Below are 14,041 nucleotides of genomic sequence, written 5' to 3'. Positions count from 1 at the left end.
CGCAAGCTCACTCCGCCAGCACATCCACCCCCTTGGGCGGGGTAAAGCTGAAGCGGCTGGCCGGCAGCTTGGGGTTTTTCTGCAAGCCAGAGAACGTCAGCGTGGTGTGCTGGCCAAAGTTGTCTTCCATGTCCATGCGCAGCAGCTCGCCAGATTTGAAGCCCATGCGCACGCTCTTGAACGTGCCATCGCTGGCGCCCTGGTTTTTCAGCTGATAGTGTTTTCCAGGTTGTTATTGCTGGCCAACAGCGCGCAACAGACGCTTTCCACCCGCGACGGCAGCGCGTGACGCCATGGCGCTTACACCGCGGCAAACACCACATCACTCAGCGTCAGGCCCGGCGTGCCGGTCAAACAGATGGCCAGGTCGGTGCTGGCGGTAAACGGCGTGACGCTGTTCTGATCCAGCACCAGATAAGTATTACCTTCAAACTCAAACATGGTCAGCGTCGGGGCCAGCTCGCTACCCGCCATGGCGCCTTGTTCCACCAAGCTGGCCAGGGTGTCATAAGAGTTGGCGGTCAGAGTGCGCAACGCCACTGGCGCCGTGGCATTGGCATTGATGCCCAGCCGCAGGGTATCGACACCATGGGTGAAGTCAGTGATGGTCAGTTGGTTGGCCCCACTGCTGTGGTCACCCACATACGCCTTGCCAATCCAGAACGTATCCTGGCCATCGCCGCCAGTCCACGAGGCTTGACCTGTGGTCACGGCATATTTTTGCCCAAATGTCTGGGTCAGCACCGTATCCGCATACATCACCAAGGTATCATTGCCGGCGCGGCCATCCAGCACATCGTTGCCGCCGCAACCCTCCAGCACATTGTCGCCGCTGTTGCCCAACAGGGTTTCCACTGCCGGGGTATAGTTTTGCACTTGCAGGTAGGTACCCAATGCTTTGCTATTCAACGAGCCGGTCAATTCAATGACCTCCACCCCCCAGCTGCTGACTGACCAGTTAGGATCCGTCCCACCGTTGGCGTCGAGCCGCTGGCCACTGAACGAAGTGCTGCTTCTCACCTCATCAAAACCCAGGCCGCCAGCCACAAAATTGCGCAGCCCATCAACAATATAGATATCGTGATCGGCACCGGACGCCTGGCCGCCGTTGGCATAATCCGCGCCATCCAGATACAACACATCATTACCCGCGCCGCCATTCAGGCTATCCGCCACGGTGCTTTCTGCCTGCCCAGGTGCGGTGGCATACAGAATGTCATTGCCGTCTCCCCCTGACAGATTGTCAGCGCCAGTCCCGCCTTCCAGCACATCATTGCCGGCGCCACCGGATAGCACATCAGCACCGGCCATGCCCTTGAGCGTGTTGTCGCCGGCATTGCCTGCCAGCGTATTGGCCAGTCTATTGCCGGTGACATAGGTGTTCATACTGCCGGTCAATTTGACATTCTCGATTTCGGCCGTCACATTGAGCGCCCCGGCAATATAAGCGCCTTCACTATAAAAAAGGCCTAAATTCACTGACTGCGTCGATTCAATGGTGTCCGTGCCGCCATTCAGCATTTCATTGATCGTATTATTGATCGAATTCACTCGATACAAATCATTGCCAGCCCCACCATCCAGTAGATTCCCAGTAGTGGCGCCGGTGTCGAGCGTATCATTGCCAGCCTGGCCGTACAGCACATCACCGCCATCGGCAAACAGCACATCATTGCCGGCGCCGCCATACAAGACATCGCGAGAGGTATCGTTGGTGCTCACGCCATCGCCAGCAAACAGCGTGTCCGCGCCATCACCGCCATACAAGGTATCCGCCCCACCCATGCCCTTGAGGATGTTGATGCCCGAGTTGCCGGTGAGGATGTTGTCGAGCGCATTGCCATTGCCATTGATATTGGCTGTGCCGGTCAATTGCAGGTTGTCTTCGTTTGCCCCCAGCGTGTAAGACGTACTGGCGCTGATTGTGGTTGTCATCGCACATTCTCCTGTGAATAGAATCCTCGTGGCAAACCCTGATGTCGTGCAAAGCTGGCAATGCTTGGCTATCTGTATCGCGATAGCACATCTTGCCTTGTGTCGTGCACGGCGCCACGAGTGATTTCAATCTACGCCATCAACATACAACACCCCAACCAGACCAAATAAAAGTTTTGACATTACACATCAAATTAATTTCGCAAAATGAATACATTAAACACAAGGACATTCCCCCCATCGCCATGATCGATATATGTTTCCATAAAATATTCAAGGGCAAATAAAAACAAGCTCTTACCCTCTGATATCCCTGCCCCCCTGTTGGAATGTCTGGCTTAAGCGGCTAAAAAACGCAGCAAAGCGTTCCTGACCAGGTAGGCGATGCAGACAGTGCACAGTACGGCAAGGTCGCGTAACGATACCAGGAGGGTTTTGTTAGCCGCGCTTAACGCCACTCACCAAACCCAGCACAAAGCCCCTGACCCGGATCACTTTGCTGCGTTGTGTGCCGTGCTTATCTCTCCAGGCTGCACACGTAAAAATGCCCTGGGCTATCCACTCAGGGCATTTGTACCAGCATCGTTGTGCGGCAAGCTCACTCCGCCAGCACATCCACCCCCTTGGGCGGGGTAAAGCTGAAGCGGCTGGCCGGCAGCTTGGGGTTTTTCTGCAAGCCAGAGAACGTCAGCGTGGTGTGCTGGCCAAAGTTGTCTTCCATGTCCATGCGCAGCAGCTCGCCAGATTTGAAGCCCATGCGCACGCTCTTGAACGTGCCATCGCTGTGTTTGGGCGTGGCTTCCAGCCAGTCCAGACCATCGCTGACGCCCTGGTTTTTCAGCTGATAGTGTTTTTCCAGGTCGTTATTGCCGGCCAGCAGCGCCGCCGGGCTGCTGCCCAGGGCGTTATCCAGCTTGCGCGCGGTGACTTGCGCCAGGCCTTTGTCGTACACCCACAGCCGGCTGCCGTCGCCGACAATCAGCTGCTCATAAGGCGTGTCGTAGGTCCAGCGAAAACGCCCCGGGCGTTGCAGCTCCAGCGTGCCGCTGACGTGCAGGGGCTTGTCGCCGCTGACGGTTTGCGAAAAGCGCGCCGACAGCGCGCGGGTGTCGTGCACAAACTGTTTGAGCTGGGCGATGCCGTCGGCCTGGGCCAGCGCCGCGCACAGCGACAAAGAAGCTGCCAGAAGAAATCGGGTCATGGTGAATCCGCAAAAAGTTGTGGCGATTGGGCCGCCGCCGCCCCGGAAAGTTCGGCGTGGCGCATCAGCTGAAACGGTTGGTGATCGGGTAGCGCCAGTCGCGGCCAAAGGCGCGCTGGGTGATGCGCGGGCCCACTGGCGCCTGGCGGCGTTTGTACTCGTTGATTTTCAGCAGGCGCACCACTTTGCGCACATCCGCCTCGGGGAAGCCTTCGGCGATGATCTCATCCGCCGAGCGATTTTGCTCGACATAGCGCTGCATGATGGCGTCCAGCACCTCGTATTCCGGCAGGCTGTCCTGGTCTTTTTGATCCGGGCGCAGCTCGGCCGACGGCGCACGGGTGATGATGCGCTCCGGAATCACCTCGCTGACGGTATTGCGCCAGCGCGACAGCTCGTACACCAGCGTCTTGGCCACGTCCTTGAGCACGGCAAAGCCGCCGGCCATGTCGCCGTACAAGGTGGCGTAGCCGGTGGTCATCTCCGATTTATTGCCGGTGGTCAGCACCAGCTTGCCGGTTTTATTGGACAGCGCCATCAGCAGCACGCCGCGAATGCGCGATTGCAGGTTTTCTTCGGTGGTGTCCACCGGCCGGCCGGCAAACAGCGGCGCCAGCGTGGCCTCAAAAGCGTCGTACATCGGCGAAATCGCCAGCTCATCATACGGCGCGCCCAGCCGCGCCACCATATCGCGACTGTCGATCAGGCTGATGTCGGCGGTGTACGGCGAGGGCATCATCACCGCGTGCACCTTGTCCGCGCCCAGCGCGTCCACCGCCACCGCCAGCGTCAATGCGGAATCAATGCCGCCGGACAAGCCCAGCAGCGCGCCCGGAAAGCCATTTTTGCCGATATAGTCGCGCACGCCGACCACCAGCGCGCGGTAGACGCTTTCCACCCGCGACGGCAGCGCGGCCTGCTCGCCAGCGACAAAATCACCGTCGGCATAGTCCACCCAACCCAGCGCGTCGTCGTAGGCCGGCAGCTGCACCGCCACCTCGCCGGCGCGGTTCAGCGCAAACGACGCGCCGTCGAACACCAGCTCGTCCTGGCCGCCGGTCAGATTCACATAAGCCAGCGGCAGGCCGGTTTCTTCCACCCGGTAGCGCGCCACCTGCTGGCGCGCGTCGATCTTGTCGTGATGAAACGGCGAGGCGTTCAGCGCCACCAGGCACTGCGCGCCGGCCTCGGCCGCCTCGGCCGCCGGCTCGACGTGCCAGACATCCTCACAAATCAGCACACCCACCCGCACGCCTTCCACCTCCACCACCAGCGGCGCGGCGCCGGGGGTGAAATAGCGGCACTCGTCGAACACCTCGCTATTGGGCAACAGCATCTTGTGATACTGCCCCAGCCGGTTGCCATCGCGCAGCACGGTGGCGGCGTTAAAGCGCTCGGCGCCGATGCGTGCCGGGTGGCCAATCACCAGGGTGATGCCGTCCACCTCCAGCAACTGATCCAGCGCTTTTTCCACCGCCGCATAAAAACTGTCGCGCAGCAGCAGGTCTTCCGGCGGATAGCCGGTGAGCGCCAGCTCCGGCGTCAACAACATCGCCGCGCCCCCCTGCCGCGCCGCTTCGGCCAGACGCAGGATGGCGGACGTATTGCCGGCAATGTCGCCGACCACCGGGTTGAATTGAGCAAGGGCGATACGCATGGTGGAAACAATCCTGGGCCAGTAAAGCCGGGATTTTACCGCGAATCCGGCCAGTGGCGATGGATGAGCGTGATGGCGTGCCCGTATCACACGACACAAAAAGCAACGCCCCGACGGTGAAGTGCGGGGCGTTGGACATCTCGGCAAACTGGGTTTACTTCAGCTGCAACACGTCCTGCATGTCGAACAAACCGCTGGTTTTGTCGCCCAGCCAGCGGGCGGCGCGCACGGCGCCGTTGGCGAAGGTGGCGCGGCTGGAGGCTTTGTGGCTGATTTCCACACGCTCGCCCAGGGCGGCGAACAGCACGGTGTGGTCGCCCACCACGTCGCCGCCGCGCACGGTGGCAAAGCCGATGGTGTTGGGGTCGCGCTCGCCAGTGATGCCTTCGCGGCCGTACACGGCGCAGGTTTTCAGGTCGCGGCCCAGGGTGTCGGCGATGACTTCGCCCATGCGCAGCGCAGTGCCGGAGGGGGCGTCCACCTTGTAGCGGTGGTGAGCTTCGATGATTTCGATGTCAAAGCCGTCGGCCAGCACGCGCGAGGCGACTTCCAGCAGTTTGAAGGTGAGGTTGACGCCCACTGAGTAGTTGGCGGCAAACACAATGCTGATTTCTTTGGCGGCTTCGGCGATGGCGGCTTTGCCGGCGTCGTCAAAGCCGGTGGTGCCAATCACCATTTTCACGCCAGCGGCGCGGCAGGCAGCCAGATAGGCCAGCGTGCCTTCCGGGCGGGTGAAGTCGATCAGCAGATCGGCGCCTTGCAGCGCGGCGGCCAGGTCGGCGGTGATAGTCACGCCAGTGGTCTGGCCGCTGAACAGGCCGGCGTCCTGGCCCAGAAACGGGCTGTCGGCGCGTTCCAGCGCGGCGTGCAGCCGGCAGCCGGGGGTGTTGAGGGTGGATTCAATCAGCGCGCGGCCCATGCGGCCACCAGCGCCGACGATGACGAGATTCAGCTCAGACATGGTTTACTGCTTTCCTTCAGGGGCGGCGGCGGGGGTGCTGTCCAGGGTGGCGCGACGCGCCGGCATGGCGCTGCCTTCCACCTTGCTGAGCTTGCCTTCCGCGTCAAAAAACACCGACAGACGCCGCGATTCGGCCAGGGTGGAGCCATTGCGCAGGGTATAGACATAGTCCCAACGGTTGGCGTGGAACATGTCAGCCATCAGCGGGGTGCCCAGCAGAAAGCGCACCTGCGCCTGGGTCATGCCCGGCTGGAGCTTGTCCACCACATCCTGGGTGACGTAGTTGCCCTGCTGCACATCAATGGTGTGAGGGGTGAGCCAATTCAATGGCGAATAACTGCCACATGCGGTCAGCAGCAGCACGCCGGACACCAGCAAAATTTTTCGCATGACGGATCGGAGGATGGTTGACGGGAGAGGGCCGGGCGGCTTGATTAGGCAACAGCCCGAAAACGCTATATGATAACTTACCCAGCCCAAAATACGATACGTCCATGAACAAGGCAAGTCATCTCAAGGATATTGGCCTGAAGGCCACTGGCCCCCGCCTGAAAATCCTCGATCTGTTCGAGCGCAGCAGCGCCCGTCATCTCAGCGCAGAAGACGTCTACCGTCTGCTGCTGGCCGAAGAAGTCGATATCGGCCTGGCCACGGTCTACCGCGTGCTCACCCAGTTTGAGCAGGCCGGCATTCTGGTGCGCCATCACTTTGAATCCGGCAAGGCGGTGTACGAGCTGGACGAAGGCGCGCACCACGACCATATGGTGTGCATGAGCTGCGGCCGTGTGACCGAGTTTTTCAGCCCGGAAATCGAAGAGCTGCAAAACAAGATCGCCGAGCAGCACAATTTCCGCATCCGTGAGCACTCGCTGTACCTGTACGGCGAATGCAAGGATTGCGCCTGCACGGGCAAATCCGCAGGCAAATTGCGCGGCTGACGCTGATCCCTTTCGGCGCGCCGCCCGGCGCGTCGGCGCTTTTGTGTGGCGACACTGCCGATGATTCCCTGGTTGAGCCCCCACCCGAGCTTTCCGCCGGTCGCTCAGGCGCTGAGCGAGCCTGATGGCCTGTTGGCTGCTGGCGGCGACTTGTCGCTGCCGCGCTTGCTGGCAGCCTACCGTCATGGCATTTTTCCCTGGTATAGCCCTGGCGACCCGATTTTGTGGTGGTCGCCCTCGCAACGCATGGTGCTGAACACCGCGGCGCTGCGCGTGCCGCGCTCGTTTGCCAAGGTGTTGCGCAACCGGCGTTATCAAGTGGTGTTCGACCGCGATTTCGAGGCGGTGATCCGCGCCTGCGCCGCCCCACGCGATGGCCAGCATGGCACCTGGATTATCGAAGACATGATTCAGGCTTATCTGCGGCTGTTTCGCGCCGGCCACGCTCATTCGGTGGAAACCTGGCAGGATGGCCAGCTGGTGGGCGGCTTGTATGCCGTGAACGTCGGGCGGATGGTCTATGGTGAATCCATGTTCTCGCGCGCGCCAGACGCCTCCAAAATTGCGCTGGCGCACCTGGCCCGACATTTGCACGAGCATGGGCTGGACTTGATCGACTGCCAGATGCACACCGGGCATCTGGCCAGCATGGGGGCGCGGCTGATGCCCCGCGATGACTTTATCGCGGCAGTGGCTGCGCGCGTGGCCGCGCCTGTGCCGGCCGGCGTCTGGGAGTATTGTTTCGACAATGAGCCACCGCGACCATAACCGGATTTTCAGCATCCACTTTTACGCCACCGCGCCGTATCCGTGCAGCTATCTGCCCGGCCGTCAGGCGCGCTCGCAAGTAGCGATTCCGGCCGACGCCATCGACGATGCGGTATATAGCCAGCTGGTGCATATCGGCTTTCGCCGCAGCGGGCTGTTTACCTATCGGCCGTATTGCGACGACTGCGACGCCTGCGTATCGGTGCGCATCCCGGTGGCGCGCTTTGTCGCCAACCGCACCCAGCGCCGGGTATGGCGTCGCCACGCCGGCCGGTTGTTTGCCGTTCGCCGCGAGCTGCGCTTTGAAATGGAGCACTACGCGCTGTATCGGCGCTACCAGGCCTCGCGCCACGCCGACGGCAGCATGGCTGACGACAACCATCACCAATACGCCGAATTCATCCTGAAAAGCGGGGTGAACAGCGAGCTGGTGGAATTCCGCGACGAACATGGCCAGCTCAAGATGGTCAGCCTGATTGACCAACTGGCCGATGGCCTGTCGGCGGTGTATACGTTTTTTGAACCCGACGACGCATCCGCCAGCTACGGCGTGTACAACGTGCTCTGGCAAATCGAAGAAACCCGCCTGCGCGGGCTGTCGTATCTGTATCTGGGCTACTGGATCGCCGAATGCCGCAAGATGGCCTACAAAACCATCTACCGACCGCTGGAGCGCCTGAGTCACGGGCGCTGGGTGGAAATGGCCACGCCTGACCAAGCCAGCGACTGAAACATCACCCGCACACGCTTGACCCTGGCGTGCGCGCCACCGGATAATTCGCGGTTTCATTACAAAGACTTGCGCACGCCTGCTGGCTGCGCCGTCACTCACGCTGATTTCATGCCCGCCGTCACCCTGCCCCCTCGCCGTCTGGCCGTCGCCCCCATGCTGGACTGGACCGACCGCCATTACCGCTATTTTGCCCGCCACATCACCCGCCACACCTGGCTGTACACCGAAATGGTGACCACTGGCGCGCTGATCCATGGCGACATCCCGCGCCACCTGCGCTTTGACCCGATGGAATCGCCCATTGCCCTGCAACTGGGCGGCAGCGAACCGGCCGACCTGGCGCACTGCGCCAAACTGGCAGAAAACTGGGGCTACGACGAGGTGAACCTGAATGTCGGCTGTCCGTCCGAGCGGGTGCAGCGCGGCGCCTTTGGCGCCTGCCTGATGAACGAAGCCGCGCTGGTGGCCGACTGCGTGAAAGCCATGCGCGACGCGGTGAGCATCCCGGTGACGGTCAAGCACCGCATTGGCGTCGATCAAATCGAGCACTATGGCTTTCTGGCCGAGTTTGTTGACACCGTCGCCGCCGCCGGCTGCACAACGTTTATCGTGCACGCCCGCAACGCCATCCTGAAAGGCCTGTCGCCCAAGGAAAACCGGGAAATCCCGCCGCTGAAATACGACTATGTGTACCGGCTGAAACAAGAACGCCCCGAGCTGGAAATCCTGATCAACGGCGGCGTGCGCACGCTGGAAGACATCGACACCCACTTGCAGCATGTGGACGGCGTGATGATCGGCCGCGAGGCCTACCACAACCCCTACCTGATGGCCGCCTTCGACGCCCGCTACTACGGCGACGACCACCCCATCCCCAGCCGCGAAGACATCCTGGCCGCCATCACCCCGTACATCGCCCGCGAACTGGCCGACGGCAACCGCATGAACAACCTCACCCGCCACATCCTCGGCCTCTACCAAGGCCAACCCGGCGCCCGACGCTTTCGCCAACTGCTGTCCGACAGCCGCCGGCTGGCGGAAAAACGGGTGGCGCTGCTGCAAGAGGCGTGTCCGACTGCGGGCGGAAAAGCATGAAACACCACCGGCTCACCTGCCTGTCAGCGGCGCTGAATGCACATGCGCACGCGCCATGGTCTTGAGTCTGTCGCGCTTAGCCGGTTTGCCCTCCCGTGTGACGCGCTGAGCATCGCAGAAAGTCAGGGGGCTTTCCGGCCCGGCTAAGCGACGCCGCAGGCGGCGCGCCATTCCGGGCCGGCCCTGACTTTCGAGAAGCGCAAGGCAGTCAGCCCGCAGGGCTGACCGCGACACCCGGGTCGCCTTTCTTTCCCCTATTTCTTTGGCGAGACAAAGAAATAGGGTCGGGTGCGGGGTGAAACCCCGCCCCACATCAAACCCCGCGCGCAGCGCGGCATCCATTCATTCTTCACCGAATCCAGGACCCCAAAATGCTCAAAAAACTGGTGCTGGCCAGCAATAACGCCGGCAAACTGCGCGAATTCTCCGCCCTGCTCGCCCCCCTGGGCTGCCAAGTCATCGCCCAAGGCGAACTGAACGTCCCGGAAGCCGAAGAACCCTTCCACACCTTTGTCGAAAACGCCCTGGCCAAAGCCCGCCACGCCAGCCGGCTCACCGGCCTGCCGGCGCTGGCCGACGACTCCGGCCTGTGCGTCGATGCCCTGGGCGGCGCCCCCGGCGTGCTGTCCGCACGCTTTGCCGGCGAACCCAAATCCGACGCCCGCAACAACGCCGCCCTGCTGGCCGCGCTGGACGGGAAAACCCCGCGCAGCGGCCACTACTACTGCGTGCTGGTGCTGGTGCGCCACGCCGACGACCCGCAACCCATCATCGCCGACGGCGTCTGGCGCGGCCAGGTGCTCAGCGCCGCGCAAGGCGACGGCGGCTTTGGGTACGACCCGCTGTTCCAGGCTCAGGGCGAAAGCGTGTCCGTGGCTGAGATGGACGCCGCCGCCAAAAACGCCGTCAGCCATCGCGGCCAGGCCATGCGCGCGCTAGCGGCCAAGCTGGCCGAGCTGGGGCAGGCATGATTCCGCTGCAATTTCACCCGCGCGCCGCCGCCTGGCGGCTGGACAGCCTGCCGCCCTTGTCGCTGTACATTCACTTTCCCTGGTGCGTGCGCAAATGTCCGTATTGCGACTTCAACTCGCACGAGCCGCGCAGCGCGCTGGACCAGGACGGCTATATCGACGCGCTGATTGCCGACCTGGAAAGCGCCCTGCCCTTGATCTGGGGCCGGCGCGTGCAAACGGTGTTCATGGGCGGCGGCACGCCCAGCCTGTTCAGCCCGGCGCATATCGACCGCCTGCTGCGCGCACTGGATGCCCGGCTCAAGCTCAACCCGGACGCAGAAATTACCCTGGAAGCCAACCCCGGCACGCTGGAAATCGCCCAGTTCGCCGGCTATCGCGCGGCGGGGGTAAACCGGCTGTCGATTGGCGTGCAAAGCTTTCACCCCGGCCACCTGAGCGCGCTGGGGCGCATTCATGGCGCCGACGAAGCGCGCCGCGCCGCCGAGCAGGCCAGCCGCCACTTCGACACCTTCAATCTGGACATCATGTATGCCCTGCCCGGCCAGACGCTGGAGCAGGCGCTGGCCGATGTCGAACAGGCGCTGGCGCTGGGCGCGCGCCATCTGTCGGCCTATCACCTGACGCTGGAGCCCAACACCCTGTTTGCCGCCCGCCCGCCGGCCAATCTACCCGACGACGACCTGGCGGCTGATATGCAGGAAGCCATCGAGGCGCGGCTGGCGGCGGCTGGATTTGTCCATTACGAAACCTCGGCGTTTGCCCTGCCCGGCCATCAGGCGCGGCACAACCTGAATTACTGGACGTTTGGCGATTACCTGGGCATTGGTGCCGGCGCGCACGGCAAGCTGTCGTTTCACGACCGCATCCAGCGCGATATGCGCCACAAACAGCCGGCAGCCTATCTGGCCGGCGTGGCGCAGGGCAGCCAGGTGCAGACCAGCCAGCCGGTGGCGCACGCTGACCTGGCGTTTGAGTTCATGATGAACGCGCTGCGCCTGACTGAGGGCTTTGCGCTCAGCCTGTTCAACGAACGCACCGGCCTGCCGCTCAGCACCATCCTGCCGGCGCTGGAGCAAGCACAGGCGCGCGGCTGGGTGCAGCGCGACGGCGACTGGCTGCGCCCGACCCTGGCCGGGCAGCGCTTTTTGAATGATTTGCTGGGGCTGTTTTTGCCGGATCAAGACTGACGGCGGCCAGACGCGCCAGCTCACGCACCCTTCCTGGCGTTGTCATGCGGCCTGGCCGTTTGTTGGCGGCGCTTACTGCCCCAGCGCGCGCAAGAGGCCGCGCGCCTTGTGGCGGGTTTCCTGCAATTCGCGCTCGGGGTCGGAGTCGGCAACAATGCCGGCGCCCGCGCGAAAACGCAGCTGCGCACCAGTGTGCATAAAGGTGCGAATCAGGATATTGCTGTCCAGCGTGCCATCATGGTTCAGATAACCCAGGCTGCCGGTGTAGGCGCGGCGCGGCGCAGTTTCCAGCTCGCGGATGATCTGCATGGTGCGCACCTTCGGGCAGCCGGTGATGGTGCCGCCGGGAAACAGCGCGCGCATCACCTGCGCCGGGCTGACCTCATGGCGCTTGCGCCCGCGCACATTGGATTCGATGTGGTGCACATAGCTGTAGCTGGCCACCGCCATCAATTCGTTGACTTCCACCGTGCCCGGCAGGCAGATGCGCCCCAGATCATTGCGCTCCAGGTCGATCAGCATGATGTGCTCGGCGCGTTCTTTGGCATTGTCGATCAGGCGTTGGCGCAGGGCTGCGTCTTCGATGGGGTCGGGCGAGCGCGGATGGGTGCCGGCAATCGGCCGGGTGTCCGCCCAGCCATCCACCACCCGCACCAGCCGCTCCGGCGACGAGCTGACCACCGCATGCTCGCCCAATTGCAACAGCGCGGAAAACGGCGCCGGATTGGCCAGCCGCAGCGCGGCAAACACCTCGGCCGGGCTCAAGGACTGCGCCAGCGTGACATCCCACTGACGCGACACATTCACCTGAAACACATCGCCTTCGCGGATATAGCGCTGAATGCGGCGCACGGCGTCGGTAAAAGCCTGCGGCGGGTCTTCCTGCACGCGGGCCACCTGCGGCGCGCGCGGGTTAAAGGCCGGCGCGTCGGCCAGGCTGGCGATCAGCCGGTCCAGTTGTTCACGATGCTCGGCCACCAGCCAGGCGCTGGCATCGGCGCGGTTGACCAAAATCGCCGCCGGCACGCGCAACAAGGCGCCCAGCGGAAAATCATCCTCCAGTCCCACCGGCACGCTGGGCTCAAATTGCTCGAGCAACTCATAACCCAGATAAAAAAACCAGCCGCCGCGAAACGGCAACTCGCCCGTCGCCCAACCATCGCCCACCGGCAAGGCGGCCAAGTCCGCCGCCAGCTCCGCCGCCTGGCCGGCACCGTACACGCGCACGTCTTCAGGAAACGCCGCCAGAATATCCCAACCCTGGCTGCCCGCCGATTGCAACAAGCAAGGGAAGTGCGCAGGCTCGGCGGCGGCCAGGGCAAGCAGATCAGGGGTATGAGAGAGCGAAAGGGTGTGCATTGAACCGACAAAAGAATAAGAAAACCGGGCTGAGGGTAACACGGCCGCCCCGGCTGTCAAGCGCGGTCAACAGCATGCAAGCTGACACGCCAAAACCCCAGGGCGTCAACGGGAGCTGACAATACGCAGTGCAAAGATGCGCGCAGAAAACACAGTCGTGCGACAACGCCGTACCACAACGCCAGGAGGGCTTGATAGCAATGCTTACTGAGCAAACACCCCGGCCAGACTGTCCGCATCCAAGGCGCGATCCAGCCATAATTCCAGCTCGTCGATGCTGGCGCTCTGCAAACGGGCGAGCACATCTTCGGACAACGGGCCAAAGCGTTTTTGCAGCAGACGGCGCAGTGCGTAGGCCTCGCCTTCGGCGCGCCCTGTCATGCGGCCTTCCTGCCGGCCCTGCAACAGGCCTTTTTCAATTCCAATCTGCTCCACAGAAGTCACGTAACGCATTTTCTCTTGCTCCTCAAGCACTTCGATATTGTGCCACAGCGAACGTTTCAGCTGTTCCGGCAGGCGCATCATCCAGTCCAGTACGCTGAACAAATCAATCACCCGTTGTTTATCCCAGCCACGCTGATACAACAACTGCACCAATTTCCACTTGGCGACGAAGCGGGCGTTCATGTCTTGCCGAGTGGCTTGGGTCAGCAAATGGGCCAGAGTCACCAGGGCGAAAGGGTTAGGATTTTGATACAGCTGGTCTTGATGGGTAGCGTAGTCCAGCAACTTGGCGGTGGGGAAGTTCAACTCGATCGAACAACCCAGCGCCTGATAACCAAACTGGGTGGGTCGCCAGCTGGCGGTGGTGTCGGCTAACAAGGCCAGGCTGGCGACGGGTTGCCGGTAGCGGTCGAACAGCCGGTAATGATAGACAAACATCCGCTCGGCAAATTCCGCCTGGGCGCTGCCCTGCACTTCCAGATGCACATACACCCAACGCTCGCTGCCGTCGCGCAGTGCTAATTTGGCCAGCTTATCCACAAAGCGCTTGCCCAGCTCAGCATCCTGCACCACAGCGCGCAGCTCTTGGTCCAAAAACACATGACCGCGCGCCCAGTCTATTTGCTGACTGGCGTCGGGAAAGTAGAACTCAATAAACTCAGGGAAGTAACTCTCGACAGCTTCTTTCCACGGGCTGTCATAGTCGTCGGGGCTATCCATGCTAGGCTTTCGGCAGTAGCGAAGCGCTCAGCTTAAAACCGGATAAAGGCGTAAACAATACGCGAAGAT

Annotated in this window: 14 protein-coding genes; 6 read left to right on the top strand and 8 right to left on the bottom strand. The window is 62.3% G+C overall.

Annotated features, from left to right (window positions below; all coding sequences use genetic code 11):
• Window positions 1-7 precede the first annotated feature (7 nt).
• From DFR34_RS02840 to DFR34_RS02815, 6 genes are all read right to left on the bottom strand, one after another.
• The gene (locus DFR34_RS02840; protein ID WP_110389646.1) at window positions 8-211 is read right to left on the bottom strand and encodes an outer-membrane lipoprotein carrier protein LolA; all 204 of its coding nucleotides are present in this window, start codon (window positions 209-211) and stop codon (window positions 8-10) included.
• 89 nt (window positions 212-300) lie between these two features.
• Window positions 301-1,935, bottom strand: a complete 1,635-nt coding sequence (locus DFR34_RS02835) for a calcium-binding protein (protein WP_110389645.1) — start codon at window positions 1,933-1,935, stop codon at window positions 301-303.
• Window positions 1,936-2,533: 598 nt separating this feature from the next.
• The gene (gene lolA / locus DFR34_RS02830; RefSeq protein WP_110389644.1) at window positions 2,534-3,136 is read right to left on the bottom strand and encodes an outer membrane lipoprotein periplasmic chaperone LolA; all 603 of its coding nucleotides are present in this window, start codon (window positions 3,134-3,136) and stop codon (window positions 2,534-2,536) included.
• Between the two features lie 64 nt (window positions 3,137-3,200).
• A complete protein-coding gene (locus DFR34_RS02825) occupies window positions 3,201-4,793 on the bottom strand; it encodes an NAD+ synthase (RefSeq protein WP_110389643.1) in 1,593 nt (530 codons plus the stop codon).
• Between the two features lie 154 nt (window positions 4,794-4,947).
• Window positions 4,948-5,754, bottom strand: coding sequence for a 4-hydroxy-tetrahydrodipicolinate reductase (gene dapB / locus DFR34_RS02820; RefSeq protein WP_110389642.1), 807 nt, complete (start codon window positions 5,752-5,754; stop codon window positions 4,948-4,950).
• 3 nt (window positions 5,755-5,757) lie between these two features.
• Window positions 5,758-6,144: an outer membrane protein assembly factor BamE gene (locus DFR34_RS02815; protein WP_110389641.1), complete on the bottom strand. Its 387-nt coding sequence runs from the start codon at window positions 6,142-6,144 to the stop codon at window positions 5,758-5,760.
• 104 nt (window positions 6,145-6,248) lie between these two features.
• Between DFR34_RS02815 and fur the strand changes: the two genes are divergently transcribed.
• From fur to hemW, 6 genes are all read left to right on the top strand, one after another.
• Window positions 6,249-6,692, top strand: coding sequence for a ferric iron uptake transcriptional regulator (gene fur / locus DFR34_RS02810; RefSeq protein ID WP_110389640.1), 444 nt, complete (start codon window positions 6,249-6,251; stop codon window positions 6,690-6,692).
• 60 nt (window positions 6,693-6,752) lie between these two features.
• Window positions 6,753-7,460 carry a leucyl/phenylalanyl-tRNA--protein transferase gene (aat, locus tag DFR34_RS02805; RefSeq protein WP_110389639.1) on the top strand — a complete coding sequence of 236 codons (708 nt, stop codon included), beginning with the start codon at window positions 6,753-6,755 and terminating at the stop codon, window positions 7,458-7,460.
• Window positions 7,441-8,190, top strand: coding sequence for an arginyltransferase (locus DFR34_RS02800; RefSeq protein WP_110389638.1), 750 nt, complete (start codon window positions 7,441-7,443; stop codon window positions 8,188-8,190). Before aat ends, DFR34_RS02800 begins: the two co-directional genes overlap by 20 nt.
• A gap of 111 nt (window positions 8,191-8,301) precedes the next feature.
• The gene (gene dusA / locus DFR34_RS02795; RefSeq protein WP_110389637.1) at window positions 8,302-9,288 is read left to right on the top strand and encodes a tRNA dihydrouridine(20/20a) synthase DusA; all 987 of its coding nucleotides are present in this window, start codon (window positions 8,302-8,304) and stop codon (window positions 9,286-9,288) included.
• Between the two features lie 371 nt (window positions 9,289-9,659).
• On the top strand, window positions 9,660-10,259 hold the full coding sequence (gene rdgB / locus DFR34_RS02790) for an RdgB/HAM1 family non-canonical purine NTP pyrophosphatase (protein WP_110389636.1): 600 nt from the start codon (window positions 9,660-9,662) through the stop codon (window positions 10,257-10,259).
• On the top strand, window positions 10,256-11,449 hold the full coding sequence (gene hemW, locus DFR34_RS02785) for a radical SAM family heme chaperone HemW (RefSeq protein WP_110389635.1): 1,194 nt from the start codon (window positions 10,256-10,258) through the stop codon (window positions 11,447-11,449). Before rdgB ends, hemW begins: the two co-directional genes overlap by 4 nt.
• Before the next feature lie 72 nt (window positions 11,450-11,521).
• Here hemW and DFR34_RS02780 read toward each other — a convergent pair whose 3' ends face one another.
• Window positions 11,522-12,808: an aminodeoxychorismate synthase component I gene (locus DFR34_RS02780; protein WP_110389634.1), complete on the bottom strand. Its 1,287-nt coding sequence runs from the start codon at window positions 12,806-12,808 to the stop codon at window positions 11,522-11,524.
• Between the two features lie 204 nt (window positions 12,809-13,012).
• Entirely contained in the window at window positions 13,013-13,972 is a 960-nt protein-coding gene (locus DFR34_RS02775; RefSeq protein ID WP_110389633.1) for an RpnC/YadD family protein, read from the bottom strand.
• Window positions 13,973-14,041 lie beyond the last annotated feature (69 nt).

The sequence above is a fragment of the Rivihabitans pingtungensis genome (assembly GCF_003201855.1).
Taxonomy (GTDB): domain Bacteria; phylum Pseudomonadota; class Gammaproteobacteria; order Burkholderiales; family Aquaspirillaceae; genus Rivihabitans; species Rivihabitans pingtungensis.
This window is presented reverse-complemented; position numbering and strand designations above follow the sequence as displayed.